Source organism: Clostridium sp. AF34-10BH (assembly GCF_003478095.1).
In the GTDB taxonomy this organism is placed as follows: Bacteria; Bacillota; Clostridia; order Lachnospirales; family Lachnospiraceae; genus Acetatifactor; species Acetatifactor acetigignens.
This window is the reverse complement of record NZ_QUEC01000010.1, coordinates 1-25,641: the sequence shown is the minus strand read 5'-3', so window position 1 is coordinate 25,641 and position 25,641 is coordinate 1. Positions and strand designations below refer to the sequence as shown.

Below are 25,641 nucleotides of genomic sequence, written 5' to 3'. Positions count from 1 at the left end.
TCAGGGCGGAAATCCTGTGTTCGTTTTCTGAGGGAGCAGAACGCAAAGGAGGCAGAGAATGCATAACGAAAAAGAAAGACCTACGGAATATTTCCCGGACGGAACTCCCATAGATGACTGGTTTTATGATATAGGGATGCCGGAGCTTGAGGAACTGGGCAGACCCTATGTCCTCACAGAGTACGGGATCTGGGACGACGGAAAAGTTTATACCAAAGAGATCCAGAAGGTGATCGACCTGGCGGCAGAAGAGGGCGGTGGTGTCCTGGTGGTGCCGCCGGGAACCTATCTGACGGGAGCACTTTATTTCAAACAGGGAGTGAATCTCTATGTTTCCGCCGGTGCGACGTTAAAGGGCAGCGATGATATCTCGGATTATGATCTGGCCGAGACCCGGATCGAGGGAGAGACCTGCCTGTATTTTACGGCACTGATCAATGCGGACGGTCTGAATGGATTTACCATGTGCGGACCGGGCACTATTGACGGTAACGGACTTAAGACCTGGAAAGCCTGCTGGCTGCGCTGGAAATGGAGTAACGGCACCAACAAGGATGGTCAGAGACCCCGGCTGGTCTATCTGTCCAACTGTAGAAATGTGCGGATCGCCGGTCTGAATTTACAGAATTCCCATTTCTGGACCACACATATTTATAAATGTGACCATGTAAAATACTTGAACTGCCATATTTATTCCCCGGCAGGTCCTGTTGCGGCACCCAGTACGGATGCCATTGATATCGATGTGTGTACGGATGTGTTGGTGAAAGGCTGTTATATGGAAGTCAATGACGACTCTGTGGTGCTGAAGGGCGGTAAGGGCCCCTGGGCGGACAGCCAGCCGGAGAACGGCTCCAATGAGCGGATTCTGGTGGAGGATTGTGTCTATGGCTTCTGCCATGGGTGTCTCACCTGCGGTTCGGAATCAGTACATAACCGCAATATCATCATGCGCAGGATTCAGATCAAGGGGGCAGCGAGACTGTTGTGGCTGAAAATGCGGCCGGACACCCCGCAGCACTATGAATATATCACGGTGGAGCAGATCGAAGGCCGGGTAAAGGAGTTCCTCAAGATTTATCCCTGGACCCAGTATTATGATCTGAAGGATCGGAAGGACCAACCGCTGTCTTATGCGGAGCATATCACGATGAAGGACTGTGACTGCATCTGTGATACCTTTTTTGATGTGATGCCGGATGAGAGCCAGTATCTGCTTTCCGATTTTACCCTGCAGGATCTGCGGATCAGGGCAAGAGTGGATAACTTTTCGGAAGACAAGTTAAGAAGTGTAGTATATGAGAATGTACAGGTGGAAGAAAGTACGGAGCCTGCGGAGAGCTGGCATGAAGTGAAGGGCTTCCAATAATAAGCGCTCTGCGGGAATCGCACTGCGACGGAATGGCGTGATGCCGCAACAGTGGTAGGAAACGGATGCCTGCCACAGAAAGGATCAATATGGCAAAGGTTTATATTAACGAAAAGAACAAAAAGGGACATATCAATCCGGAACTTTACGGCAATTTCTCTGAGCATCTGGGAAGATGTATTTATGAGGGATTGTATGTAGGAGAGGATTCCGAGATCCCCAATACCAAAGGCATGCGTAATGATGTGGTGGCAGCCCTGAAGGAGATGAAGCTTCCGGTACTGCGCTGGCCCGGTGGGTGCTTCGCAGACGAATACCATTGGAAGGACGGCATCGGCCCGAAGGAGAACCGCAAGAAAATGATAAACACTCATTGGGGTGGTGTGACCGAGGACAACAGCTTCGGTACCCATGAGTTCTTCGAACTGTGTGAACAGATCGGTTGTAAGACCTACATCAATGGCAATGTGGGAAGCGGTACCGTACAGGAGATGTCCGAGTGGGTAGAGTACATGACTTTCGACGGGGTATCTCCTATGGCAGACCTGCGTAGAAAAAACGGCAGAGAGAAAGCATGGAAGGTGGATTACTTCGGTGTCGGTAACGAAAACTGGGGATGCGGCGGCAATATGACCCCATCCTACTATGGCAATCTGTACCGCAGATACCAGACCTATGTGAGAAATTATGATCAGAAGCACCCAATTTTCAAAGTCTGTTGCGGCCCCAATGCGGGAGATACTTATTGGACTGAAAATGTGCTGAAGACCTGTTTTGAAAATGCACCGGAATGGATGCATGGCTTTATGGACGGACTTTCCCTGCATTACTATACACTGCCGGAGGATGACTGGTCTCACAAGGGAAGTGCACTGGACTTCGACGATGCAGCATGGTATAAGACGCTGGCAAAGGCTTTTAAGCTGGATGAACTGATTCATAAGCATTCTACGATCATGGACAAATACGATCCGGAGAAGAAGATCGGCCTGATCTGCGATGAGTGGGGCACCTGGTATGATGTGGAGCCCGGCACGAATCCCGGATTTTTATACCAGCAGAGCACCATGCGTGATGCACTGGTGGCCGGACTGTCTTTAAATATTTTCAACAAGCACTGTGACCGTGTGAAGATGGCAAACATCGCACAGCTTATCAACGTACTGCAGGCAGTGATCCTGACCGAGGGACCGAAGATGCTGCGTACCCCGACTTACCATGTATTCCATATGTACAAATACCATCAGGATGCGGATCTGGTGGAAAGCTATATCGATGGTGTGGAACAGATCGGTGAAGATGAAAAGTTCAAGGTTCCCCATTTACAGGAATCCGCTTCCGTGGATAAGGACGGTGTTGTGACCATCACCCTGAACAACCTGTCCATTGATAAGGCAGAAGAGGTGGAGATCGCTTTCGCAGAGTGTAATCCAAAGTACGTGTCCGCTGCGATTCTTACCAATGATATGCATGCTTACAACACCTTTGAGGATCCCGATAAGGTACACGAAGAAGTATTTACGGAGTATAAGATCGCAGATGGCAGGATCACCTTTACCATGCCGGCATGCAGTGTCGTTATGTTCCGGATAAAATAAGCGATAAGAACAGTTATGGAAGAAGAACAAATAAGAGAAACAATAAAATATTCCTGTCGGAAATGTCTGTTGCGGGAAATGGACAAGAATGCCTATATGGAGAATCTGTATGCCTACATAGACAGGATCGAAGAGGATAGTAAAGCAGATAAGGCGGTCTATGAAGACCGCCTTGCTGTATGTAAGGAATGCAAATATCTGAATGAGGGCCTGTGCGGTGCCTGTGGCTGCTTTGTGGAACTGCGGGCTGTAATCGCCGTCAACCGGTGTCCTTATGAGAAGTGGTAACTTCTAAGATCAAAGGGTTACCTTCTCAGGAACATATTTTTTCAGGGCTGCAGCCACGGCCCCCACACCGGAGCTTAATTCTGCAAAATACTGTTTTACCAGAGTATCCATGCCGATGGCGTGGAGGTTCACACCGAATATTTTCTCATTGGCAAGTAATGCGTCCAGCTTTGACAGATCCTTGGGAGAGAAACTAAGTTCGTAGTCTGCAACGTACTGACGGGCTTCCTCTAACAGGGGGTCGGAGCTGGGCGTAAATTCTCTGCCCTCATCATCGATTCCCATGAGATACCGGAGCCATCCGGCATAGACCAGAGGAATCAGCTTCAGGTCTTCCGTATGCAGGTCTGGAGAAGCTTCGTAAGCTTTGATGGTCTCGCCGAAGCGGATGGAAAGCTTCTGGGAGGTATCGGTAGCGATTCTCTGGGGAGAATCCGGCAGGAAGGGATTGGGGATCCTCACATTCACCACTTCGTCAATGAATTTCTTCGGATCCAGGATGCCGGGATTTACCACTACGGGAAGTCCTTCTTTGTAACCGATGACTTCCACCATATTTTTCAATAACGGGTTCTTCATCTCTTCGGAGATCAGGGTATATCCCAGAAGGCAGCCATAGATGGCCAGTGCGGTGTGCAGAGGATTCAGGCAGGTACATACCTTCATTTTCTCCACTTTGTCTACGGTCGCTCTGTCGGTGAAGATGATGCCGCCTTTGTCCAGTGCGGGTTTACCGTTCGGAAAAGCATCTTCAATGACCAGGTATTCGCATTCTTCCGCATTGACAAAGGGAGCGATATAGGTGTTTTTGGAAGTAACTACGGCATCCAGACCGCCGATATGATCCTCGGCCAGCATAGCTTCTACTTTGGCATCAGGTCTGGGGGTGATCTTGTCGATCATGCTCCAGGGGAAGGTGACTTTCGTCTGGTCATTGACGTAGCCTAAGAAGCCGGCTTCCACCAGTCCGTTGTCGGTCCATGCCTTGGCGAACGCATTGACAGCGGCATATAATTTGTCACCGTTATGGGAGCAGTTGTCCATGCTGACCATGGCAATGGGGAGCGCTCCGTGAGTGTATCTGGTATAAAGCAGGGAGACTACCTTGCCCAGGTAGCTTTCGGGGGCTTCGGGACCTTTTTCGAAGTCAGCGGCTACTGCGGGGAAGAATTCTCCTTTGGCATTGGCGGTAGCATAGCCTTTTTCAGTGATGGTAAAGCTGGCCATCTGGAGAGAAGGATTTTTAAAAATCTCCCGGAGACGTGCGTATTCTGCTTCGTTTTTACTGTCCAGGATCAGAGACTCCATGATGCTGCCTACGATGGTCTTTTCCACGGTGTTGTCGGCTTTTAAGGTGGCGAGAATGCTTAAATTGTCGTGGGGACGGTAGCTTTTTTCAATGATCTCGTAGTCATAGCCTTCCGCTGCGATGAGACCGGTATCCAGAATGCCGCTGTTTAACAGATTCTGAGCTACGTTGGCCTGAAAGGCACGGAAGATATTGCCGGCACCGAAGTGGATCCAGTGGGGATGTTCCACGGTGTTTTTATGAACGGTATCGTAATCGAATTCCGGCAGATGATAACCGGCAGCGAGAAATGCGTCCCGGTCGTCATGAAGACTTTTTAAGGTAAGTTCCATAATGGTTTCCTCCAAACTGATTTATGAGTTTTCAGGTGCGATGATTATTTCTGCTTATGGGACTTCTCGATAGCTTCCCACAGACCGTTTAAATAGGTGGCGCCTAAAGCTCTGTCGTACAGTCCGTATCCGGGCATGGCCACTTCATCCCAGATCATACGTCCGTGATCGGGGCGGATGGGACCGTCAAAACCAATATCATAAAGAGCCAGCATGATCTCGTACATATCGAAGGTTCCATCGCTGGACAGATGTGCAGCCTCCTCAAAATCAGTAGGAGAGTTGAACTTCAGGTTTCTGACATGGGCGAAATGAATGCGGCCTTTCAGGGAGCGGATCATATCCGGCAGATCATTTTCCAGGTTGGTGCCGTAGGAACCGGAACAAAAGGTAACGCCATTGTGAGGGTTATCTACCATCTTCATCATACGCAGGATATTCTGCTTGTTGATGATGATACGGGGCAGTCCGAAAACACTCCACGCAGGATCGTCAGGGTGGATCGCCATGTTAATGTCATATTTATCACAGGTGGGCATGATACGCTCCAGAAAATATTTCAGGTTGGCAAAAAGCTTTTCGTCATCCACATCTTTGTACATTTCGAACAGTTCTTTGACATGAGCCATACGCTCAGGCTCCCAGCCGGGCATTACAGTGCCGTTCATATCGCCGGCAATGGATTCGAACATTTTGGCCGGATCAATAGCGTCTACAGCAGCCTGATTGTAAGCAAGGACTGTAGAACCGTCGGGACGCATTCTGGCAAGTTCGGTTCGTGTCCAGTCAAAGACCGGCATGAAATTGTAGCATACCATATGGATGCCTGCCTGACCGAGCCGTTCCAGGGTAGTGATATAATTCTCTATATATTGCTCACGGTCGGGAGAACCGATCTTGATGGCATCGTGAATGTTGACACTCTCGATACCGGCCAGTTGTAAGCCGGCAGCTTCAATCTCAGCCTTTAGGGCCAGGATGTCATCCATTTCCCAGACTTCTCCGGGAGCGGTGCCGTAGAGAGTGGAGATGACTCCGGTGACACCGGGAATCTGACGGATCTGTTTTAAGGTAACCGTGTCGTACTTGCTGCCATACCAGCGTAATGTCATTTGCATAATAGAAATCCTCCTTGTAGGGAATGCTTTGGTTTCGTTTTTTGCTGTCTTAAGCATAGCAGAATGGCAAATGCATTAAAACTGCATGAATTGCTTGAAATAGTGCAAAAATTGCTATATAGTAAGACAGGGGATATAAACCATGGAAAATAAAAACTGAACAGAATGATACAGGAGAGAAAATGGATGGTCGTGAACAGAAAAAGCAGCCTGCGCTGCAGGGATGCGGCGGACGAACGGCAATATATGTTGAGCGGTGACTATGAGGTCTATGAGAAGGTAGGGGAGCCTGTCGGAGCGGTGTCGTTCCATTATCATGATTTTTATGAGCTGATCTATATTATAGAGGGGGAATTTTCTTCCCTGATCGAGGACCGGGCGGTGCGGATGCGGAAGGGAGATTTCCTGTTGATCGATAAAAATGTCATGCACAAATATCATCCCACGGAGAAGAAAATGGATTCGTCCCGCCGGATCATTTTGTGGATCAGTGATCAGATGCTGCGGGAGCTGGCGGCGGGAGAGCCGTTTCTTGCAGAATGCTTCTGGGGAGCGGGGCCGAAACTGTATCATTTCCCCATTTATTATGAGGAAATTTTGCGTGGTTTTCTGCTAAAGCTTGCTATGTCGGAGATCTTAGAGGGGGATGATGTCCAGAACTGCGGAATCCGTAAGGTCATGGACAGAGGCAATTTGAGCCTGTTTTTTGGGTATCTGAATGTGTTGTGTAAACGGGAGGAATATTTGTCTTCCACACAGGAGATCGTGGATCATCCTCTGGTGGAGCAGGTGACAGGGTATATCGAAGCCCATATCGGTGAGGAGATCACCGTAGAGGATGTGGCGGAGACTGTGCATATGAGTAAGTTCTATTTTCTGCGGAAATTTAAAGAAATCACCGGAATGACGGTGCATAATTTTATTGTGAACAAGCGGATCATTGCTGCCTGTCAGATCATGGCGGAGGGGAAGAACATTACTGAGAGCTGGCAGCAGACCGGCTTTGCGGATTACTCCTCTTTCCTGCGGAATTTCCGGAAAATCTATGGCATTTCCCCAAAAGAGTACCGGGAAAATAACCGCAGCTTGATTATTTCCCAGTAAAGAGGTCGATTGCCGGGGCACCGACAGCATGAAACAGAATGTGGAAAAATAGGATTTTAATTATGCTAAGTAAGCTCATTTAATGCAAAAAAAATCATAATATGTTATACTGTATCTGTTATGCGCTGAGCACTGAATGAAGAGAACAAATGATAGAAGAACATAGGGATGTTATGATGGAAAATTATCAGGAAAAGTATAAAAAAGAATTATACCAGCAGGAGATCAACTCAAATATACACACACTAAAAGGTTTTTTCTGGATTTTTGTGACTATTCTGCTCCTCTGGCTGTTGACATTAGTGAGAATCTTTATTGTGGATGCCAGAATTTTTACCATGGCAGCAGGGGTGTCGGCGGTGATGGGAATTCCTGTTTTATACATTTATAAAAAGGTGGATCTGTCAAAGCATTGGGTAAAGTATGTGTTTTTGACACTGATCTGTATGATATCGGCAGTCATTGCGGCATTTTTGTCATTCCATGCGGTGCTTATCTATGTGTTGCCGTTGCTTTTGGCGGTACAGTACAGGGAGCGGATGACACTGTGGATCACCTATGTTGTCAATGACGTGACAATGGCTGTCAGTATGGTGACGGGATTCTATCACGGAATCTGTGATCTGAATCTTCTGCTTGGCAGTAATCATACCAGAGACTGGTATATGGAGCAGTGGGGGGCAGGAACAATGCAGTTTAGTCTGGAACCTGATCCTGTATTTACCATTTTGTTCTACGGAGCCTTGCCACGGGCAGTGATCCTTCTGGCATTTACCTTTATTTTGCGGTATATCAGCATTACCAGCCACGAGGATGCACAGAGGATTGCCGACCTGACATATCGTAAGGAGACTGATCTGGGAACCCATGTGTATAATAAGAACAAATATGAGGAAATGATTGCTGACTATTATCTGGGGGTTGACAGACTGGCTGCCATTTTCTGGGATGTGAATAATCTGAAATATGTTAACGACCAATATGGACATGCTGCCGGGGATGTGCTGATCCAGACGTTGTCTTCCGTATTATATGAATTATCCACTGACAGGAGGAAGGTTTATCGTGTGGGTGGAGATGAATTCGTCATGCTGATAGAGAATCCGGTAGAAACAGAGATCGAGTCAATGGTAGAGTCTGTCAGTGCTGCATTGCAGGAGAAAAACAGTCAGGGCGAGATGCCGTTCTCCAGTGCCGTGGGCTGGGCGGAAGGCTGTGGCATGGACATCCGCAAGATTGTGAATGAAGCGGATGCAAAGATGTATGAGAATAAAAAACGTGAGAAGGAAGGCAGAAGATAGGATGGCAAACTGGGTAAGTGCAGGCTGTGGCGTCATTGCCAACGAACTGGCGCAGGCTATGGAAAAAAGAGGACAGAAGCTGTACGGCGTTGTAAACCGGACACCGGAGAAGGCAGTGGCCTTTGCGGAAAAATACGGTGTGCAGAAGGTGTTTACGAGCTTTCAGGATGTATGTGCGGATCCTGCGGTGGATATCATTTATATTTCCACACCTCATAACACTCACATTCACTTTCTGCGGAAAGCGCTGGCAGCCGGCAAGCATGTGCTGTGCGAAAAATCCATTACGCTGAATTCCGAAGAACTGGAAGAGGCAGTGCAGCTGGCGAAGGAGCATGGTGTGGTGCTGGCGGAAGCTATGACTATCTATCATATGCCGATTTATAAGGAGTTGAAAAAACGCATGGATGCCGGAAAATTCGGAGAATTGCGTGTGATACAGATGAATTTCGGAAGTTATAAGGAATACGATATGAAGAACCGGTTCTTCAACCGGAATCTGGCCGGAGGAGCACTGCTGGACATCGGTGTGTATGCCCTTTCCTTTGTCAGAATGTTCTTAAATTCCTGCCCGGATCAGATTACTTCGCAGGTGAAGATTGCACCTACCGGTGTGGACGAGCAGGCGGGAATACTTCTGATGAACCGGGAGCAGGAGATGGCAACGGTCACATTGTCCCTGCATGCCAAGCAGCCCAAACGGGGCATGATCTCTTTTGACAAGGCTTACGTGGAAATGTATGAGTATCCCAGAGGGCAGAAAGCAGTGATCACGTACACGGAAGACGGACACACCGAGGAAATTGTGGCGGGAGCTACGGCAGACGCACTGGGATACGAGGTGGAGGATATGGAACAGGCCATCGCCGGACATCCGGAATTAATGAAGCTTGAGCTTACCGAGGATGTTATGAAAATGATGACCCGGATCCGAAAAGACTGGGGACTGACTTATCCAGAGGAAGAGCATGCCACGGAAAAAATCTGAGGAGCAGCCCTGATGCAGTTCCTGACAGGCTCCATGATCTGTGTGGCAGCCTTTGTATGGATGAAAAAACACCCGGGAAAGCTGACTTCCGGGTGCTTTATCTTATCTCGCTAAACTTAGAAGAAGTTTTTGCAGCGCATAAGAGTCACCATCCATAACTGTAAAGCGGGCTTTTTTTGGTGGCTCATCTGCGGAACCGGAAGAGGTGGCGGTGTGCAGGTAACAGCAGTCGATCCCCGCAGCTATAGCACCTGCCAGATCACTGGTGCGTTCGTTGCCGGTCATCAGACAGGTGGTGAAATCTAATCCGTAGCGGTCAAACAGGATCTGAAAAAAAGCGGGATCCGGCTTGCAGCACCCCTCGTCAGAGGAGATAAGGATACCGTCGAACAGATCCCAGAGTCCCAGCGAGCGCAGCTCGTATTCGGTGAAGATCCGCTGGGCATTGGACAGGAGGTAGATCCCACAGCCTTTTGCATGGAGCTGCTGCAGTGTGCCGATCGTGGCGGGATAGCATTGTAAAATATTGAGGGATTCGATCCGGAAGAACTGACCGGTAGCGGTCAGAAGAGCCTCTGTGGGTTGGATCCCTTTTTCGACATAAAGAGTTCGAAAAATATCTGCGGCGCAGATCTCCGGACAGGTGTAAGATGAGGGAACCTTGCGGGCAGCCGTTTCCAGCTGGCGATATCTGTTCCTCAGTTCCCTCCCCGTATAGGAAGCACCCTGGAAGGAATAGAACAGCGCAAGCCTTTTCCAGAGGGAAGTTTTATTTTCATTAGTGTGGATGTCTACTAAGGTGCCGTAGAGATCAAAGATAAAATTATGATACATGGAAGACCTCATTTCTTGTGGTGAAAAACCTTATTCCAGGGAAAATCAGGACGGCTCTTTTCTCAAGCGGAGGCAGAGCCGATAGATATAGTATAGCATTTCTTGCATTTTTCAACAATTAAAAATATAATGATACCAGGGTTAAAAGGTCTAAGCTCACACGAGCTTGCTCATAAGTGGGTGAAAGACCTTTTGACTCCGACGGAACTATTCAGAACCATGAAATTATGAAGCTTTTGTACCGCTGGATAAAGAAAACAGGAGCGACCGGCGGTATGCAGGGAGAGTACCGATGATACGAAATACTGGTCCGGGGAAGAGACTTCTGGCAGCAGGGATTGTACTTATACTAGGCATGACCGGCTGTGGAACAGACAATGAATTATCTCTGACAGGGACGGAAGAGACAGGAATAGAAGTAATGGCCACGGTGGATTTCACAGAAGAGGCTGCCACCGGGGAGAATGCACCGGATGTCACGGATGGGGATGCCGCCGGAGATGCAGAGCAGACTACGGCGGACCGCATGGCGGGACGGACGAAGGTAAAGGGAATCTACGTCACCGGCCCGAAGGCTGGCAGTGGCGGAATGGAAGATCTGATCCGCCTGGTGGATGAGACGGAACTGAATGCCATGGTCATCGACGTGAAAAACGACGAGGGAAATTTGACGTTCCGGCTGACTAATGAGGAGATTCCACAGGACATTCCCGTGCTGGACCGGATATCCGAAATGCAGGCCGGAATACGTTACATCCGGGACATTCAGACAATGATGCAGGAATTGAAAGATCATAATATATATACCATTGCGCGGATCGTATGCTTTAAGGATCCCATTCTGGCGGCGGCACAGCCGGAACTGGCACTGACGAAGCCGGACGGTAAGCCGGTGACAGATGCCAATGGACTGGCCTGGGTAAATCCCTACAGGCAGGAGGTCTGGGAATATCTGACAGAGCTTGCGGAGATGGCGGCAGATCTGGGTTTTGATGAGATCCAGTATGATTATGTGCGATTCCCGGTAGGTTCGGATGCCGATGCGGCAGATTACGGTGTGGATATGGAAGCCTATCCGAAGCGGCAGGCTATACAGGATTTTCTCTCCTATGCGGGAGACAGACTTCACGAAAAGGGCTGTGTGGTCACGGCAGATGTCTTCGGCACTATTATCGGCAGCGAGACGGATGTGCAGACCGTAGGGCAGGATTACACGGCACTGGGACAGACAGTGGATGCCATCAGCCCTATGGTATATCCCTCTCATTATGCTAACGGTGTGTTTGGTCTGAAGGTGCCGGATGCCCATCCTTATGAAACGGTATCGGCCGCCATGCAGGGGTCTGCAGAAGAATTGCAGGAGATTCCGGAAGCGGAGAGGGCTGTAGTACGGCCATGGCTGCAGGCATTTACCGCAACCTGGGTTCCGGGACATATTTCCTACAACGGAACACAGATCAGAGAACAGATCCAGGCAGTCTACGATGCGGGATATGAAGAATGGATCCTGTGGAATGCAACGAACCGCTATTCTCCGGATGGATTACTTGCCGCAGGAGAAGAGAAGCAATAGCGGCAGAAGCTGGCTTTATAACAAATCCGGGCAGGAGCACAGGCCAGGAGCCCGGTCTGATAGGAGCATAAGATGAAAGTAGTCAATAAGATCATGATAGGAATTGCAGTGTTGTGTCTGCTGTTGTGTGGCGGAATCCTGGTATTCGCATTGAACCCCGATATGACCAGTTCTCTGGCGCAGAAACTGTATGGCAATACAGTGGATATGCCCCCTGGGATCGAAGAGACCGAGGAAGGACAGACTTCCGGGAATGGAAATATCAGTGTGACGCTTCCTAATGGTATGCCGGGGGAAATGAACGGCTACGTGGCGCCGTCCATGGATCAGATGCAGATTCCGGAGGATGTCAGCGGCAGGACAGGGTTTACTCCCGTGCAGCCGGAAGAACAGCAGATTCCGGATCAGGAAGCACAGAATCTGAAGGAAACATTAGGTTCCGGAGAAACGGGAGAGGGGCTGTCATTTTCCGCAGAGGAGTATCCGTATTATCAGATGTTGTCGGAGAATCAGCAGTCCGTATACCGGCAGATTTATGCCAACGCACAGAACCTGACGGAAAAGTTTGCACCGGAGAAGACCGTGTCTGCCAGTGATGTAAAGACAGCGTTTGAGGCGGTGATCGGTGATCATCCGGAAATGTTCTGGCTGGAGACGGGTTATTCCAGCAAATATCTGACCAACGGGCAATGCGTGGAGATCGATTTAAAATATAACAGTACGGCAGATGATCTGGAGAGCGCAAAGCAAAGATTTGATGCGGCGGCACAGAAGCTGATTACCGGGGCAGCGTCCCTTGACAGCAATTATGAAAAAGAGAAATATGTGCATGATGCACTGGCATCGGCAGTGACCTATGATCTGACAGCGGATATGAACCAGAGTGCTTACAGTGCACTGGTGAATGGGAAGAGCGTGTGTGCCGGTTATGCCAGAGCTTATCAGTATCTGTTACAGCAGCTGGGAATTCCCTGTTATTACTGCACCGGTTATTCCGGTGGGGATCATGCCTGGAATATCGTAAAGCTGGAGGATGGTTATTACAATGTGGATGTGACCTGGGATGACGCAGCGGCCATCCGATATGACTATTTTAACAAGACGGATGCAGATTTTGCCTCCACCCATGTAAGACAGAATCTGTCGGTGTATCTGCCAGCCTGCAACGGTACCGCTTACAGGCAGGAAAATACCACAGGGGCAGCGGGTACCGGTCAGCCGTCTGAAGCAGGCGGAGCCACATCGGATCCGGACGCAGGCACCACGCCCTCTGGCGGTCAGACAGACGGGAGCGTTACAGATCCCGGACAGCAGGGAGACGGTACGCAGGAACCGGAGCAGCCTGGCAGCTCTCTTAGTGATTATATCAATCCGGATCCTCAGGAGCCGTTGCGTTATCCCTCCGGCAATACCGCAGGCTCTGCAGGCAATACCACAGCTGCCGCTACGCCGGAGCCCAGAGCCGATGCGCTGACGGATTTAAGTTCCTATTATGAAGACTGCAGGAAGCAGCTGACCGGCCTGGGAAGTGGTGACCAGCATTTTGACAATGTTGTGCCTAAGAGCCTGTGGAGTACCATTGAGCAATCCTATCATACCGGAGCCTACGAGCAGGGATATGTGGTGGATGTGTTGAAAAATCTCGGTATGGAGTATTTTGCAATACAGCTGCAGCTGGTGGATATCGGAGACGGATATTACAGAGTGTATCATAACGTTGTGACCTATTAGGAAACAGATAAGAAACACTGGTATCGAAAGGTATCGGTGTTTTTAAATTATAGAAATAAAAATAAGAATAATTACTAATATTATTGACAGATAATTTCAACTGTGTTATTATCAGATAAAGAAAATAAGTAATGTTAAGAAAATAAAATATGGTAGATAAGAGATACTAAAAAGGAAGCGAAACAGGCTGAAGGAGAAAAGGAGAGAATATAATGAATAACAAGGCAATGCACAAATTAAGTTATGGATTATATATCGTAACGACGAAAGATGGAGAGAAAGCAAACGGTTGTATCGTCAATACTGCGATTCAGGCGGCATCCACTCCGAATCAGCTCTGCATATGCATCAATAAGGCAAATTATACCCATGATATGGTGTTAAAGACTGGCGTGTTCAACGTATCGGTGCTTAGTAAGACAGCACTATTCCCTCTATATCAGCGCTTTGGTTTCCAATCCGGCCGGGAAGTGGACAAATTCGCAGACTACACAGCGTATAAAAATGCGGAGAATGGCGTGCCCTACATCACAGAAGGCACAAATGCTTATCTGGCGGTAAAGGTCAGTCAGACCGTGGATCTGGGATCCCACACCATGTTCATTGGTGAAGTGACAGAGATGGAAGTGTTAAGCGAGGAGCCATCGGCAAACTATGAGTACTATCAAGAAGAGGTAAAGCCGAAGCCGGAGGAAGTGGGAAAAACCGCAGACGGCCAGACGGTATGGCGCTGCACCATCTGCGGTTACGAATACGTGGGCGAGGAACTGCCGGAAGATTTTATCTGTCCGCTGTGCAAACACCCAGCTTCCGATTTTGAAAAGGTGATCAAAAATTAATCCAGTGGTTTTAATAAGGTGAAATGACTGCGCTGTGTCCGGAGGATGCCAAGCTTTGTGAGCTTGCCCAGCTCTGCGGACATGGCGCTTCTTTCTACCCCGAGATAATCCGCCAGCTCCTGCCGGTTGAAAGGGATGGTAAAATCGTTGCTCCTTTTCAATTTTGCCTGATCGGTAAGATAGGCCATCAGTTTTTCCCGGGTGGTCTTACGGGAGGTATATTTGATCTTCTGATTCAGATACATATTTTTCTGCGCTACGATTCCTAGGAGATTGCGTATCAGGGTATGATGGAAAGTGCAGCTGTTGTCGCAGGTGTTTAACAGTGTTTTCCCATTTAGGAACATCACTGTACAGTCCTCTGCTGCCACAATATCCACGGGAAGATATGGAATTCCTGCACAGGCAAAAGCCTCCCCAAACAGGGAATCCGGGGGGATAGAAGCGGTGATATTGCGGTTGCCGTAATAATCGTCCTGTAGGATGTGAACGGAGCCGGATTCGATAATGCCGATGAAATCCGCAGGATCACCGGCATGCTTGATGTATTCTTCCTTTTGATAGGATTTCGTATATGCATTCAGACGCTTCAGCATAACAGGGATATCTTCGGGTAAAATATTTTGAAAAAGAGTGCTAGTCATAATGAATTCTCCTTTTGTTGGAAAATCAACATACTTGATGGGATGATTCTAGTATAATCACCTCAGAAAGTCAAGGAGAGCTCTGGTGGGAGCATGCCGGGCAGGCACAATAACGATGTGTTTAAGAAAGGATGGACAACGATGTATAAAAATATCGACAAGCAGACCAAATTAACTCTGAAGGAGCTGGTGGAATACCAGGAAGGCCAGGTAGTCAGCAAGACTCTGGTACAGAACGATTATGTGAGCATGACAATCTTTTCCTTTGACAAGGGCGAGGAGATATCTACCCATGCAGCAGGCGGAGATGCCATGGTGACCGTTCTGGAAGGCAAGGGCAGATTTACCGTGGGCGATGAGGTATTCTATGTGGAAGAGGGCGAGACACTGATCATGCCCAAGGATATTCCTCACGCAGTATACGGTGAAGAGAGATTCAAGATGCAGCTGACCGTATCTTTCTAAATTATAAGTCGTGCTGTATATACCGCTTGTGTGGAACTAATATTCATGCAGGCGGTACTTTTTTGCCCTTTGTGTTCAGAATTTTACCGCTGGAGCTGGGCGAGAACATGATGGTGCCCATAGGTTGGACTGGTTCACTATCGGTTCTTTTTATGAGGCCATTGGTCATAAGTTGGAAGGAGAAGCGCTGCTTACGATTAATCGCAGGGCGGTGGAGAAGATGATCTTGTATGCGAAGAAAATAATGATTTTGTTGGAAAAACAACATAATGACCTGCTTAAGTTTGCTATAGTATGGAAAGAGACAAAGAGAACAGCAAAATTAAGGAGGCAACATGATTCGAAAAATCATTCATATTGATGAAGAAAAATGCAATGGCTGCGGTATTTGTGCCACAGCATGTCATGAAGGTGCCATAGATATTATTGATGGCAAGGCAAAATTGGTCAGGGAGCATTTCTGCGACGGCTTCGGTGACTGCTTGCCGGGGTGTCCCACGGGAGCCATCACCTTCGAAGAGCGGGAGGCGCCGGCCTATGATGAGGCGGCAGTAAAGCAGGCACAGCAGCTGAAACAACAGGAAAAAATGCAACGGGAAGGTATGCAGATTCCCCATGGAGGATGCCCAGGAAGCAGAATGCGTCAGATGAACCGGACGGAGAACGCAGAAATTGTGGCAGAGAGTAGTGCGACAATGAAATCCCAGTTGTGTAACTGGCCGGTCCAGATCAAACTGGCACCTTTGCAGGCACCGTATTTTGACGGGGCAAAACTGCTCATCGCGGCAGATTGTACCGCTTATGCATATGCGAATTTTCATAAGGAATTCATTCGCGGCAAAGTGACGCTGATCGGCTGTCCGAAGCTGGATGCAGTGAATTACAGCGAGAAGCTGACGGAGATTCTGCGGAACAACGACATTCAGTCCGTGACCATCGTGCGCATGGAAGTGCCCTGCTGCGGAGGACTGGAAATGGCGGCAAAGAAGGCTATACAGGACAGCGGAAAGTTCCTGCCCTGGCAGGTAGTGACCATCTCCATTGACGGAGAAATTATGGAATAATCAGGATTGCCTGTACGGAAAGCAGGCATCTGAAAAATGGAGGTTTGTAGGAAAATGCAGGGAGACAGAATCATCAGCGCCCTGATCGGGCTGGTGGGAGCCATGTCTAATAATGGCAAAACAGAGCGGACGGACAGTGTGGTCCGGGAAGCATTTCTGCGGTTGACAGACGGCGATAGCGAAGAAGAGACAGTCCAGAAGATTCATGCGGAGAAATTCGCCATTGCACCGGACTGCGCTAACTGTCTCAGCCCCTGTGGCAATACTTCAGATTACGATATGGCGCAATTTTACGCAGCAGATGTGAAGATCATCGCGGCAAAGCGGGATCTGATTGAGGCTATTTGTAAAAAAATGAGTTCATCGGAGCTCATTCCGGAAACAGTGTATCAGGGAATTGCCTATCTGGGCTATGATCTGGAGCCGAAGGCTTATGCGCAGATACAGCAGAAGATTATGTGCTATGATTTGATTCAATAAATTGAGAGTTAGCGAAATAATCCCGTAGCCCTTGGCAGGGTATAAGAAACGCGGCACGCTCGTACTTTAGTACGATGCGCTCCTGTCGCAGAGCGTAGCGGTCCATAAGCGGTCATAATACGACCGCAATGCGTCCCTTGGGACGCTATGGTACCGACGTCTGCTTACGGCACTGCTTATTCTTATACCCGCCGGGGCTACTGGTTTTTGAAAGCTTTCCAAAACGCAGAACTCCCGGAATATGCGGTGCCATGTCGAAGATGTTTGTCGGAGGATGTTGATATTTTCTAGAAAAGTGCTGAAAGGCAGGGGGAAAGCGGACACGATGTCCGCGTCAGCCGATTGTCGACATGGATGTCGACTGTAGGCGGCCCCGTCATGACGAGAACCACTCATCACTTTTCGTAGAAAATTCACATCTGGAGACCTTACATCGAGACATGTGTATCGCATGCTCCGGGAGTTCGTGGATTTTGCCAATGTATTTCACTAACTTTCAAGTTACACTAACTCGATTTGCCGGCATAGCAAGATTATGTTATATTAAGTTTATCTTAGAGAAATGAGAGAAAGTAATGGCTGGAATTGAAAAAGTGATTTTCATGAATATGTGTATGGTCTATGATAAAGAAGGTAATGTGGTGGCGCTGGACAAGGTGGGGAAGAATTATTCGGGAACGACATTTCCCGGAGGGCATGTGGAGCCGGGTGAGACTTTCAAAGAATCGGTGATCAGAGAAATCTATGAGGAGACCGGACTGACGATCCAAAATCCCAGACTGACCGGCATTTATCACTGGATGACAGGGGATATAAGGAATGTGGGATTTTTATATAAAACGTCGGAATATGAAGGAAAATTGATCTCATCCGAGGAGGGAAAGGTCTACTGGATCTCCGGAGAACAGTTTTTGAAGAAGCCGCTGGCGCCCGGTATGGAGCAGGTGTGGCAGATGATGCATGATGAGAATGCACAGGAATGTTTGCAGACATTGACGGAAGAAGGCATTGTATCAAAGATCCAGTAGGATATTTCGGAGGCAGGAGGCCCGTGAAAACGGAAAGCATCACAAAGGAAACCCGGTAGGAGGAAAATAAAATGATCAACAAATTACATATGGCAATGATCGAACTTTACCATGGAGATGCAAAGCGCATTCAGCATTTTTGCAAGGTACACAGCTATGCGAAGCTGATTGCGGAAATGGAGAATGTGGATGCTAAGACCTTATTTATTTTGGAGACGGCAGCACTGACTCATGATATCGGCATCCATCTGTGTGAAGAAAAATACGGAAACTGTAACGGAAAATTACAGGAAAAAGAAGGCCCGGTCATTGCTGAAAAGCTGCTGTCAGATCTTGGTTTTTCCGGAGAAGTTTCTGAGCGGGTACAGTATCTGATTGCCCATCATCATACCTACAACAATATAGACGGCATTGATTATCAGATTCTGGTGGAAGCGGATTTCCTTGTAAACATGTGTGAGGACGAACTGTCTGAAGAAGCCTTGCAGAACGCTTATCGGAATATTTTCCGGACGGAAACTGGGAAAAAGATCTGCAGAGAGATGTATGATATAGCATGACTTTTTTGCGAATGAAAAGATCGCCGGAGAGCTTGACATGACGAAAGGAGCATTATACCGCCATTACAAGGGTAAAAGAGATATTTTTGACTGCATTGTAGAGCGGATGGAGTAGGGAGACAGCGAGCAGGCTGCAGAGTATGACATGTCGGAAGATGATAAAGAGAGTATGCCGGATCAGTACAAGACAGTGTCTCTGGAGGAATTTGTCGAATATAGTAAGTCTATGTTTGCATACTGGACGGAGGATGATTTCGCATCCGTGATCAGTAGCATGGCACAGGAATGGATAGAAAGGCGATGATCCGGAAGTGCTTATTTACAAAAAGAGATGATGATACAATAAAAAATGCAATTGAAAAATAAGAAAAACAGCTTGCAAAACAAATGGCACAGTGCTACTATAACCACGAAAAAAACAAGTTGGAGGTGAATTTCATGGACAGTTGCGATGGTTATGGGCGAAGTAGAAAACACGGTGCTTTTTCCTGCGAGCAGGGTACAGCTGTCTGTGGAAAGTGACGGCCGTATTTTGATTTGTTGTGCATAGAGATTTATGCAGAGGAAGCATCGTGTGATGCTTCTTTTGTTTTGCCCTTTACGTTGCATTTAAAAGATGAGAACGAGAAAGGAGACTTAGACTATGAACAAGAAATATTCCGAACTGGCAGAATTATTTCGCAGCGAGAAAACGGATGAGGAGATTCTGGATTTTTTATTGAATTATCATAAAAACGATATTGCCGATATGATGGCGGGGATGACAGAGGAAGAACGGAAGCGATTGTATCATCTGCTGGGAGCGCAGAAGGTCGCAGAGATCTTCAAATACATTGAGGAACCCCGTAAGTATATCCGGGAACTGTCTGTGGAGAGTGCTGCGAGAGTGATCTCCGAGATGGATTCCGATGACGCTGTCGACTTGTTGGAAGATCTGGATCCGGAAGAGAAAGAACAGATTGTCCGGATGCTGGACGAGGATGCGAAAAAAGATGTGAAGATGCTGCTGTCCTATGATGAAGAAGAGATCGGCAGCTGCATGACGACGAACTACATCTGTATCCCGGAGAACCTGACCATCAGGCAGGCTATGAGCGAGTTGGTAAAGCAGGCCGGAGAAAACGACAATATCATGACCATCTATGTGGTAGATGAAAAGGGTGTTTTCGCCGGAGCCATCGATCTGAAGGATCTGATCCGGGCAAGGGAAAATGCGCATCTGGAAGATCTGGTGTTGAAATCTTATCCTTATGTGACCGATCATGAGAAGATCGATGATTGTATGGACAGGATCCTGGATTATGCGGAGGACTCGATTCCCGTATTGTCAGAAGATAAGAAAATCCTCGGTGTCATCACATCCGAAGACCTGATCGAAATGGTAGACAATGAGATGGGCGAGGACTATGCAAAGTTAGCAGGTCTGACCGCAGAAGAGGATCTGAAGGAGCCCACACTTCAAAGCATGAAAAAGCGACTGCCCTGGCTGATCATCCTGCTGTTCTTAGGCATGGCGGTATCCTCTGTGGTGGGACTTTTTGAAAACGTGGTAGCAGTGCTTCCCATCGTGATATGCTTCCAGTCATTGGTGCTGGATATGGCGGGAAATGTGGGAACCCAGTCCCTGGCAGTGACAATCCGTGTGCTGATGGACGAGAACCTGACAGGAAAACAGAAGTTCCAGCTGGTGGTCAAGGAAGTAAAGACCGGTTCCTTAAACGGAGCACTGTTGGGCATTATGGCATTACTTTGTCTCGGTGTCTATGTGCATCTGTTCAAAGGATATACCTGGATGGGAGCCTTTGGAATCTCCGGCTGCGTGGGAGTCTCCCTCTTAGTGGCAATGGCGATCTCCAGTGCCGTAGGTACGGTGATCCCCATGTTTTTCCATAAGATCAAGGTAGACCCTGCAGTGGCATCCGGTCCCCTGATCACCACGGTAAACGATCTGGTGGCAGTGGTAACCTATTATGGAATGGCATGGTTACTTTTGATCCGGTAATAACAGAGATGAGTTTTCATGGTGGCCATGCTTTAATCGCATGGCCGCTTTTTAGATTGCGCAAACAGTTTCAGGAAGCTGTGCTTTCGGAAGCATCCGGTGTCGTCTCAGGGATAAGATTGCTGTAATAAGCGGTCTTTCCGGATAACACGTCATCATAGAATCCTTGTTTCCAGTCGATGTAGTCCACGGCCTCCTGCAGCTGCTGCATGGAGGTTAACAGTGCTTCTTTTTTCCGGGAGAGGATGTCTTTTCTGGCGGGAATGGAGGATTCGCCCTCCAGACATAAATGCAGATATTCTTTCATTTCGGCGATGGAGAGACCACAGTTTCTGAGGCACCCGAGACTCTGGATCCATTTGATATCGTGGTCATCGAAGACACGATAATTGCGGCTGTCCCGCTTCACGTTGGGTACCAGTCCCTCCTTGCAGTAAAATTTTAAGTTCTCATAGGTCATGCCGGTCAGGGCACAGGCTTCTTTCATAGAATACATAAAATGGCTTCCTTTTTGCTCATGTGGTTACTTCGCCATATAAAACTGCTTATCTGACTGAATGCAAGCATTCGCAGAACGCAGTTTTGCATGGCTCTGAAAAGTTACAAAAAAGTATTGCCGGTAGTTACTACCGTTTGATAAAATCATAACGTAACATAGACGCACTGTCAATGCGGAAAGGATTACAACACTTATGAATCATTCAGGAATTTTGAAAAATAAGCTGTTCTTGTATCTCACAGAGTTCTTCGCCGGGATGTCCGTCATGGCGGTGGAACTGGGAGCCAGCAGACTGTTGGCACCGTATTTCAGTTCTTCCCAGATCGTATGGACCATTGTCATCGGCACCATCATGATCGCCATGGCGCTGGGCAATATCTACGGCGGTAAAAGTGCGGACAAGTCCCCGAACCCGGACAAACTCTACGGCAGGATCCTGATCGCGGCCATCTGGATTGCCCTGATCCCTGTGGTGGGCAAGTACATTATCCTTGGGATCTCCGCACTGCTGATCTTTACCGTCAGCAACAATTTCCTCATCATTGCGGCGTTTGCAGCCTGCATGGTGATCTTCGTGTTCCCCTTATTTTTACTGGGAACTGTGACCCCTTCTCTGGTAAAATATTCCGTGGATAGTCTGGATGACAGCGGACAGACCGTGGGAACTTTAGGTGCATTCAATACCGTGGGAAGCATCATCGGAACCTTCGTACCGACTTTCGTGACGATCCCGGCGGTGGGAACCTCCATTACATTTCTGATCTTTTCCGGAATTCTGATCCTGCTGTCTGTGATTTACTTTATCTGCCAGCATACGGGAAAGAAAAAGATTGCAGCATCGGTACTGATCTTTATTTTATGCTGTGGTCTGGGATATTCGGATTCCTTTGCTTTCTGGCAGAAGGATCTGACCTACGAAGGAGAGTCCATCTATAATTATCTGCAGGTATCGGAGACGGACAGACAGGTGGTCCTGTCCACCAACGTGCTGTTCGGTGTCCAATCCCTCTATATGAAAGAAGGGGGACTTACCGGCATGTATTATGACTATGCCATGGCGGCGCCCCTTATGGTGCCGGATAAACCGGTAGAGGACATGGATGTACTGATCCTTGGTATGGGAACCGGAACCTATGCGACCCAGTGCCGGAAATATTTCGGCGATATGAATATCGAGGGCGTGGAGATCGACGAAAAGATCACGGAGCTGTCGAGAGAATATTTTTCCCTGCCGGAGGATGTGAAGGTGACTACCTATGACGGCAGGGCTTTTTTGCAGGCGGTGGATACCACCTATGATGTCATCATGGTGGATGCCTATCAGGACATCACCATTCCTTTCCAGATGTCTTCCGTGGAATTCTTTACCATGGTCAAAGATCATCTGAAGGACGGTGGTGTCATGGTAGTCAATATGAACATGCACGGCAACAAGGAAGGGGATATCAATCAGTACCTTGCCGACACCATTGCCAACGTATTTGACAATGTCTATACTGTAGACGTGGCAGGCTCCACCAACCGCGAACTGTTTGCTTCCCAGCACAGTGATATGATAGAAGTATTATCCGATCATGTGGAGAATCTGTCAGATGCGGGACTGCAGAACATGATGCAGCGGGTAGCGGACAACAGCAGTGCCTACGTGACCGGAGATTACCTCATGACCGATGACAAGGCGCCTGTAGAACTTCTTGGCATGCAGGTCATCGATCAGCTGATTCAGGAAGAAGTAGCGTATTACAAGGATATTTATGAGGAACAGGGGATCAGCGGATTGATGGAACACCTGTAAATCGGCAGATTTGCAAATAGAGTTTGAAATAACATAAAGGGTAAGAATACGACGGTGGAGTCAACAGGCTTCACCGTTTTTTCCTAAAAAAATATAAAAACCATTGACCGGTAGCTACTACCGACTGCTACAATCACGCTATATGATGCAATAATGTTGGTCGTAGGAAGAAAGAGACCTTTTCAATAGAAGGAGGTAACAGAAATGATGTACAATCCCCAGTTGGATACCTTCATTTGTGTGGTGGAAGCAGGCAGTTTCAGCAAGGCAGCGGACAAACTGTATATTTCCCCACCGGCGGTGATCAAGCAGATCAATTCGTTGGAAAATAATCTTGGAGTACAGCTTTTTGCCAGAACCCACAGAGGTCTTGTGGTGACGGCGGCGGGAGAATCCCTCTATCAGGATGCAAAATATATGGTAAATTACAGTAAGTATGAGATCACTCCGGTAGAGCCCTATACCAGTGATGACCTGAACTGGACTAACAGCTCCAGCCGGGTATCCAGAGAGCATGATGATGAGAGCCTTCGGGATATTGCACTGACAGAGATTACTCCCGCAGACTGGGATTCTTATGATACCGTTTTGATCGGTGCTTGAGTTATAATTGGGACAAGTTAGAAGAAACCCAGTAAAATCAAGGGGTTGGAACTAATTTAGTCCTTATTTTTATACCTTTAAATCGGTACAGGATAGGGCAGCGCTGACATATCAATCCGAAATATGACCATTACATAGAGCAGTTCAGATTCATGGGCTGAGTGTGCTTTGTGTACCCAAGAGAGGTGAAAATTGAATAGTAATAATTTTAGGTAGGACTAAATTAGCTTTGCACTGAAAAGTGTATCCGGCTGTTTGTCCTGCCTTTTTTATTGGAAATGAGCAGGAGATGGCAGAAAAGAAGCTGATTTGGTCTGAATGTAAGTCATCTCGCAAAAAGAGAGGTGGCTGTATATGGAAGTATTGTCTTATGAAAGCAAGAGCAGAGTGTGATCGAATATAAATCGCTGGCAGATATTTCAGAGACAAGGAAAATAGGATAGAAACACAAACCGAAAGGTACGGGTAGCTGTATGAACAAAATTAGTAAGATTTGGAGGAACAGAAAAATGAATAACAAGTTAGAAGTAATAGGAATTGATCACGGCTGGTCAATGATGAAAACCGTAACTCAGGTATTTGTCACAGGGGTAAAGGAGATTACAACTACTCCGGCACTTTTTGGAGATGTTCTTGAGTACGACGGTAAGTATTACAAGATTGGAACAGTAAGGCAGGAAGTGAAAGATACAAAGGTTGAAGATGACAGCTTTTATCTTTTGACACTGGCAGCAGTCGCAAAGGAATTGAAGAAAAGAGGATTGTCAGATGCAAAGGTATTTCTTGCAGTAGGACTTCCACTTACCCGATTTGGAGCAGAGAGAAATAACTTTATTAAATACCTGACCAAGAATAAGCGTGTTGATTTCAGATATGAAAATGAAGCATACCATATTGAGATTGACGATGTGGCGGTATTCCCACAGTGCTATGCGGCAGTGGTTGACAAGATACCGACTATGGCAAAGAAAACGCTGGTTGTTGATATCGGTAGCTGGACAATAGATATTATGCCCGTGATTAACAAGTCACCGGACGAATCAAAGTGTGTTACCGTGCCGAGAGGACTTATTACCTGTATGCGTTCTATCAATGAGCAGTGTGTAAGACAGCTCAACGGGGAAGTTGATGAAACAGAAATCCAGAATATTATGCGATATGGCAGGTCTGATATAGATGATGAATACCTTGCGATTATCAAGGCTGAGATAGAGGACTTTGTTGAAAAGGTATATAACTCAATCCGTGAGTTTAGTTATAACCTTAAAACTACACCGATTGTATTTGTAGGTGGCGGGGCAGTGGTAATGAAGAATTTCAGCAATCACGAAGCAAAGAATATCTCTTATATCCTTGATGTAAAGGCAAATGCCAGAGGATATGAACAGCTTGCCATTATGGGACTGAAAACTGCTAAGAGACTTGCATAGGGGGTAGTCATATGGCACGAAGGCATATTATGGAGAGCACATTCCGACTGAATCTGCTCAATCCTCAACACGCTAAAATCAATGAGGTCATAAAGGGGCTTAATCCAAAGATATATAAGTCAAAGAATCAGTTCCTGATTGAAGCCTGTGAGTTTTATATTGACCACTATGGAGAGGATGATATTCCCTCCAAAGAGGAAAAGAGATATGAACAGTTTGTAACGAGGGACGAGATAGAAAAGATAAAAAAGGAAATTGAGTATTCTGCAATGAGTGAGGCAAGAAAAGAGGTCATTTCTTTACTTGGGGGAGCTTTGGCGGGAGTGAAGAACAGCCAGCCGGTAGTGATTGCAAACCCACAGGAAGATATGGAAGAACAGCCGGAAGAAGATGTTATGAATGATTCAGATGTTGCAGGATTGGCAATGGGATGGATGTTGAAAGGAGATTGATTATTATGAGAAGAATTGCAGGAGCCGTAGGAACCGCTGTTTTACAGATACTCAAGTGGATGCTGAAAATTGTTCTTGGAGCATTAAAGCTGTTCTTGGGACTTGTCAGGTTAGTTCTTCTTCTATTCTGTCTGATAGCAAGAGTATTTCTTTCATTCGTAAGAATGGGAACATTTTGAGGGGAGGTGACAAACTATAAATAGTCAAGTGTTTTTTGAAAAACATTTGTGACCTA

Annotated in this window: 25 protein-coding genes and 1 pseudogene; 21 read left to right on the top strand and 5 right to left on the bottom strand. The window is 47.4% G+C overall.

Going from position 1 to position 25,641, the window contains the following annotated elements:
- Nucleotides 1-58: 58 nt before the first annotated feature.
- The 3 genes from DWZ61_RS08600 to DWZ61_RS08590 all read left to right on the top strand — a co-directional run bounded on the left by DWZ61_RS08600 (nucleotide 59) and on the right by DWZ61_RS08590 (nucleotide 3,255).
- A complete protein-coding gene (locus tag DWZ61_RS08600) occupies nucleotides 59-1,369 on the top strand; it encodes a glycosyl hydrolase family 28 protein (protein ID WP_117568633.1) in 1,311 nt (436 codons plus the stop codon).
- Between the two features lie 89 nt (nucleotides 1,370-1,458).
- On the top strand, nucleotides 1,459-2,967 hold the full coding sequence (locus tag DWZ61_RS08595; RefSeq protein WP_117465148.1) for an alpha-L-arabinofuranosidase C-terminal domain-containing protein: 1,509 nt from the start codon (nucleotides 1,459-1,461) through the stop codon (nucleotides 2,965-2,967).
- Between the two features lie 15 nt (nucleotides 2,968-2,982).
- Complete coding sequence (locus DWZ61_RS08590; RefSeq protein ID WP_022313442.1) at nucleotides 2,983-3,255, top strand: DUF6171 family protein; 273 nt, start codon at nucleotides 2,983-2,985, stop codon at nucleotides 3,253-3,255.
- A gap of 9 nt (nucleotides 3,256-3,264) precedes the next feature.
- Here the strand turns inward: DWZ61_RS08590 and DWZ61_RS08585 are convergent, their stop codons facing one another.
- Both DWZ61_RS08585 and uxuA read right to left on the bottom strand, forming a co-directional pair.
- Nucleotides 3,265-4,896 carry a mannitol dehydrogenase family protein gene (locus tag DWZ61_RS08585; RefSeq protein ID WP_118538084.1) on the bottom strand — a complete coding sequence of 544 codons (1,632 nt, stop codon included), beginning with the start codon at nucleotides 4,894-4,896 and terminating at the stop codon, nucleotides 3,265-3,267.
- A 44-nt stretch (nucleotides 4,897-4,940) separates the two neighbouring features.
- Entirely contained in the window at nucleotides 4,941-6,014 is a 1,074-nt protein-coding gene (gene uxuA, locus DWZ61_RS08580) for a mannonate dehydratase (protein ID WP_118502857.1), read from the bottom strand.
- 186 nt (nucleotides 6,015-6,200) lie between these two features.
- Here uxuA and DWZ61_RS08575 point away from each other — a divergent pair, with 186 nt between their 5' ends.
- The 3 genes from DWZ61_RS08575 to DWZ61_RS08565 all read left to right on the top strand — a co-directional run bounded on the left by DWZ61_RS08575 (nucleotide 6,201) and on the right by DWZ61_RS08565 (nucleotide 9,407).
- Nucleotides 6,201-7,118, top strand: a complete 918-nt coding sequence (locus DWZ61_RS08575) for an AraC family transcriptional regulator (RefSeq protein ID WP_181968612.1) — start codon at nucleotides 6,201-6,203, stop codon at nucleotides 7,116-7,118.
- Between the two features lie 149 nt (nucleotides 7,119-7,267).
- Entirely contained in the window at nucleotides 7,268-8,419 is a 1,152-nt protein-coding gene (locus DWZ61_RS08570; RefSeq protein WP_243026376.1) for a GGDEF domain-containing protein, read from the top strand.
- Between the two features lies 1 nt (nucleotide 8,420).
- On the top strand, nucleotides 8,421-9,407 hold the full coding sequence (locus DWZ61_RS08565; protein ID WP_118538083.1) for a Gfo/Idh/MocA family oxidoreductase: 987 nt from the start codon (nucleotides 8,421-8,423) through the stop codon (nucleotides 9,405-9,407).
- A gap of 102 nt (nucleotides 9,408-9,509) precedes the next feature.
- On the opposite strand, the gene DWZ61_RS08560 is transcribed toward DWZ61_RS08565, so the two are convergent.
- Nucleotides 9,510-10,241 carry an HAD family hydrolase gene (locus DWZ61_RS08560; protein ID WP_182427037.1) on the bottom strand — a complete coding sequence of 244 codons (732 nt, stop codon included), beginning with the start codon at nucleotides 10,239-10,241 and terminating at the stop codon, nucleotides 9,510-9,512.
- A 292-nt stretch (nucleotides 10,242-10,533) separates the two neighbouring features.
- Between DWZ61_RS08560 and DWZ61_RS08555 the strand changes: the two genes are divergently transcribed.
- The 3 genes from DWZ61_RS08555 (at nucleotide 10,534) to DWZ61_RS08545 (ending at nucleotide 14,384) form a co-directional block, all read left to right on the top strand.
- Nucleotides 10,534-11,814, top strand: coding sequence for a putative glycoside hydrolase (locus DWZ61_RS08555; RefSeq protein ID WP_118502851.1), 1,281 nt, complete (start codon nucleotides 10,534-10,536; stop codon nucleotides 11,812-11,814).
- Between the two features lie 72 nt (nucleotides 11,815-11,886).
- Nucleotides 11,887-13,545 (top strand): transglutaminase domain-containing protein, encoded by a 1,659-nt coding sequence (locus DWZ61_RS08550; RefSeq protein ID WP_118538082.1) that lies wholly within the window; start codon nucleotides 11,887-11,889, stop codon nucleotides 13,543-13,545.
- A gap of 212 nt (nucleotides 13,546-13,757) precedes the next feature.
- The gene (locus tag DWZ61_RS08545; protein ID WP_118538081.1) at nucleotides 13,758-14,384 is read left to right on the top strand and encodes a flavin reductase; all 627 of its coding nucleotides are present in this window, start codon (nucleotides 13,758-13,760) and stop codon (nucleotides 14,382-14,384) included.
- Here the strand turns inward: DWZ61_RS08545 and DWZ61_RS08540 are convergent.
- Complete coding sequence (locus DWZ61_RS08540) at nucleotides 14,381-15,028, bottom strand: Crp/Fnr family transcriptional regulator (RefSeq protein WP_022313576.1); 648 nt, start codon at nucleotides 15,026-15,028, stop codon at nucleotides 14,381-14,383. The genes DWZ61_RS08545 and DWZ61_RS08540 overlap by 4 nt on opposite strands.
- A gap of 141 nt (nucleotides 15,029-15,169) precedes the next feature.
- On the opposite strand from DWZ61_RS08540, the gene DWZ61_RS08535 reads away from it, so the two are divergent.
- From DWZ61_RS08535 to mgtE, 7 genes are all read left to right on the top strand, one after another.
- The gene (locus DWZ61_RS08535) at nucleotides 15,170-15,493 is read left to right on the top strand and encodes a cupin domain-containing protein (protein WP_118538123.1); all 324 of its coding nucleotides are present in this window, start codon (nucleotides 15,170-15,172) and stop codon (nucleotides 15,491-15,493) included.
- Nucleotides 15,494-15,828: 335 nt separating this feature from the next.
- Entirely contained in the window at nucleotides 15,829-16,557 is a 729-nt protein-coding gene (locus DWZ61_RS08525) for a 4Fe-4S binding protein (RefSeq protein ID WP_118502844.1), read from the top strand.
- Nucleotides 16,558-16,611: 54 nt separating this feature from the next.
- Complete coding sequence (locus DWZ61_RS08520) at nucleotides 16,612-17,037, top strand: hypothetical protein (RefSeq protein ID WP_118538079.1); 426 nt, start codon at nucleotides 16,612-16,614, stop codon at nucleotides 17,035-17,037.
- Nucleotides 17,038-17,612: 575 nt separating this feature from the next.
- Nucleotides 17,613-18,065, top strand: coding sequence for an NUDIX domain-containing protein (locus DWZ61_RS08515; protein ID WP_118538078.1), 453 nt, complete (start codon nucleotides 17,613-17,615; stop codon nucleotides 18,063-18,065).
- A 71-nt stretch (nucleotides 18,066-18,136) separates the two neighbouring features.
- Entirely contained in the window at nucleotides 18,137-18,625 is a 489-nt protein-coding gene (locus DWZ61_RS08510) for an HD domain-containing protein (protein ID WP_022312746.1), read from the top strand.
- A gap of 145 nt (nucleotides 18,626-18,770) precedes the next feature.
- Nucleotides 18,771-18,929 (top strand): hypothetical protein, encoded by a 159-nt coding sequence (locus DWZ61_RS20170; RefSeq protein WP_243026375.1) that lies wholly within the window; start codon nucleotides 18,771-18,773, stop codon nucleotides 18,927-18,929.
- 339 nt (nucleotides 18,930-19,268) lie between these two features.
- Nucleotides 19,269-20,627, top strand: coding sequence for a magnesium transporter (mgtE, locus tag DWZ61_RS08500; RefSeq protein WP_118538077.1), 1,359 nt, complete (start codon nucleotides 19,269-19,271; stop codon nucleotides 20,625-20,627).
- Nucleotides 20,628-20,697: 70 nt separating this feature from the next.
- Here mgtE and DWZ61_RS08495 read toward each other — a convergent pair whose 3' ends face one another.
- Entirely contained in the window at nucleotides 20,698-21,123 is a 426-nt protein-coding gene (locus tag DWZ61_RS08495; RefSeq protein WP_117465077.1) for a MerR family transcriptional regulator, read from the bottom strand.
- A 196-nt stretch (nucleotides 21,124-21,319) separates the two neighbouring features.
- On the opposite strand from DWZ61_RS08495, the gene DWZ61_RS08490 reads away from it, so the two are divergent.
- The 5 genes and pseudogenes from DWZ61_RS08490 (at nucleotide 21,320) to DWZ61_RS08465 (ending at nucleotide 25,585) form a co-directional block, all read left to right on the top strand.
- Nucleotides 21,320-22,921: a fused MFS/spermidine synthase gene (locus tag DWZ61_RS08490; RefSeq protein WP_227734029.1), complete on the top strand. Its 1,602-nt coding sequence runs from the start codon at nucleotides 21,320-21,322 to the stop codon at nucleotides 22,919-22,921.
- A 207-nt stretch (nucleotides 22,922-23,128) separates the two neighbouring features.
- Nucleotides 23,129-23,356, top strand: a pseudogene (locus DWZ61_RS20455) (LysR family transcriptional regulator); the annotation flags it as partial.
- Between the two features lie 677 nt (nucleotides 23,357-24,033).
- Entirely contained in the window at nucleotides 24,034-24,954 is a 921-nt protein-coding gene (locus DWZ61_RS08475; protein ID WP_015568731.1) for a ParM/StbA family protein, read from the top strand.
- An 11-nt stretch (nucleotides 24,955-24,965) separates the two neighbouring features.
- A complete protein-coding gene (locus DWZ61_RS08470; protein ID WP_005603533.1) occupies nucleotides 24,966-25,406 on the top strand; it encodes a hypothetical protein in 441 nt (146 codons plus the stop codon).
- Nucleotides 25,407-25,411: 5 nt separating this feature from the next.
- Complete coding sequence (locus DWZ61_RS08465; RefSeq protein ID WP_015568730.1) at nucleotides 25,412-25,585, top strand: hypothetical protein; 174 nt, start codon at nucleotides 25,412-25,414, stop codon at nucleotides 25,583-25,585.
- Nucleotides 25,586-25,641 lie beyond the last annotated feature (56 nt).

Coding starts and splice junctions, on each gene's coding strand:
- DWZ61_RS08575 (WP_181968612.1), top strand. CDS start 6,201: ATGGTCGTGAACAGAAAAAGCAGCCTGCGCTGCAGGGATGCGGCGGAC.
- DWZ61_RS08475 (WP_015568731.1), top strand. CDS start 24,034: ATGAATAACAAGTTAGAAGTAATAGGAATTGATCACGGCTGGTCAATG.
- DWZ61_RS08525 (WP_118502844.1), top strand. CDS start 15,829: ATGATTCGAAAAATCATTCATATTGATGAAGAAAAATGCAATGGCTGC.
- DWZ61_RS08540 (WP_022313576.1), bottom strand. CDS start 15,028: ATGACTAGCACTCTTTTTCAAAATATTTTACCCGAAGATATCCCTGTT.
- DWZ61_RS08590 (WP_022313442.1), top strand. CDS start 2,983: ATGGAAGAAGAACAAATAAGAGAAACAATAAAATATTCCTGTCGGAAA.
- DWZ61_RS08555 (WP_118502851.1), top strand. CDS start 10,534: ATGATACGAAATACTGGTCCGGGGAAGAGACTTCTGGCAGCAGGGATT.
- DWZ61_RS08470 (WP_005603533.1), top strand. CDS start 24,966: ATGGCACGAAGGCATATTATGGAGAGCACATTCCGACTGAATCTGCTC.
- DWZ61_RS08550 (WP_118538082.1), top strand. CDS start 11,887: ATGAAAGTAGTCAATAAGATCATGATAGGAATTGCAGTGTTGTGTCTG.
- DWZ61_RS08515 (WP_118538078.1), top strand. CDS start 17,613: ATGGCTGGAATTGAAAAAGTGATTTTCATGAATATGTGTATGGTCTAT.
- uxuA (WP_118502857.1), bottom strand. CDS start 6,014: ATGCAAATGACATTACGCTGGTATGGCAGCAAGTACGACACGGTTACC.
- DWZ61_RS08495 (WP_117465077.1), bottom strand. CDS start 21,123: ATGTATTCTATGAAAGAAGCCTGTGCCCTGACCGGCATGACCTATGAG.
- mgtE (WP_118538077.1), top strand. CDS start 19,269: ATGAACAAGAAATATTCCGAACTGGCAGAATTATTTCGCAGCGAGAAA.
- DWZ61_RS08545 (WP_118538081.1), top strand. CDS start 13,758: ATGAATAACAAGGCAATGCACAAATTAAGTTATGGATTATATATCGTA.
- DWZ61_RS08600 (WP_117568633.1), top strand. CDS start 59: ATGCATAACGAAAAAGAAAGACCTACGGAATATTTCCCGGACGGAACT.
- DWZ61_RS08510 (WP_022312746.1), top strand. CDS start 18,137: ATGATCAACAAATTACATATGGCAATGATCGAACTTTACCATGGAGAT.
- DWZ61_RS08465 (WP_015568730.1), top strand. CDS start 25,412: ATGAGAAGAATTGCAGGAGCCGTAGGAACCGCTGTTTTACAGATACTC.
- DWZ61_RS08560 (WP_182427037.1), bottom strand. CDS start 10,241: ATGTATCATAATTTTATCTTTGATCTCTACGGCACCTTAGTAGACATC.
- DWZ61_RS08520 (WP_118538079.1), top strand. CDS start 16,612: ATGCAGGGAGACAGAATCATCAGCGCCCTGATCGGGCTGGTGGGAGCC.
- DWZ61_RS08570 (WP_243026376.1), top strand. CDS start 7,268: ATGATAGAAGAACATAGGGATGTTATGATGGAAAATTATCAGGAAAAG.
- DWZ61_RS08490 (WP_227734029.1), top strand. CDS start 21,320: ATGAATCATTCAGGAATTTTGAAAAATAAGCTGTTCTTGTATCTCACA.
- DWZ61_RS08595 (WP_117465148.1), top strand. CDS start 1,459: ATGGCAAAGGTTTATATTAACGAAAAGAACAAAAAGGGACATATCAAT.
- DWZ61_RS08565 (WP_118538083.1), top strand. CDS start 8,421: ATGGCAAACTGGGTAAGTGCAGGCTGTGGCGTCATTGCCAACGAACTG.
- DWZ61_RS08535 (WP_118538123.1), top strand. CDS start 15,170: ATGTATAAAAATATCGACAAGCAGACCAAATTAACTCTGAAGGAGCTG.
- DWZ61_RS20170 (WP_243026375.1), top strand. CDS start 18,771: ATGTCGGAAGATGATAAAGAGAGTATGCCGGATCAGTACAAGACAGTG.
- DWZ61_RS08585 (WP_118538084.1), bottom strand. CDS start 4,896: ATGGAACTTACCTTAAAAAGTCTTCATGACGACCGGGACGCATTTCTC.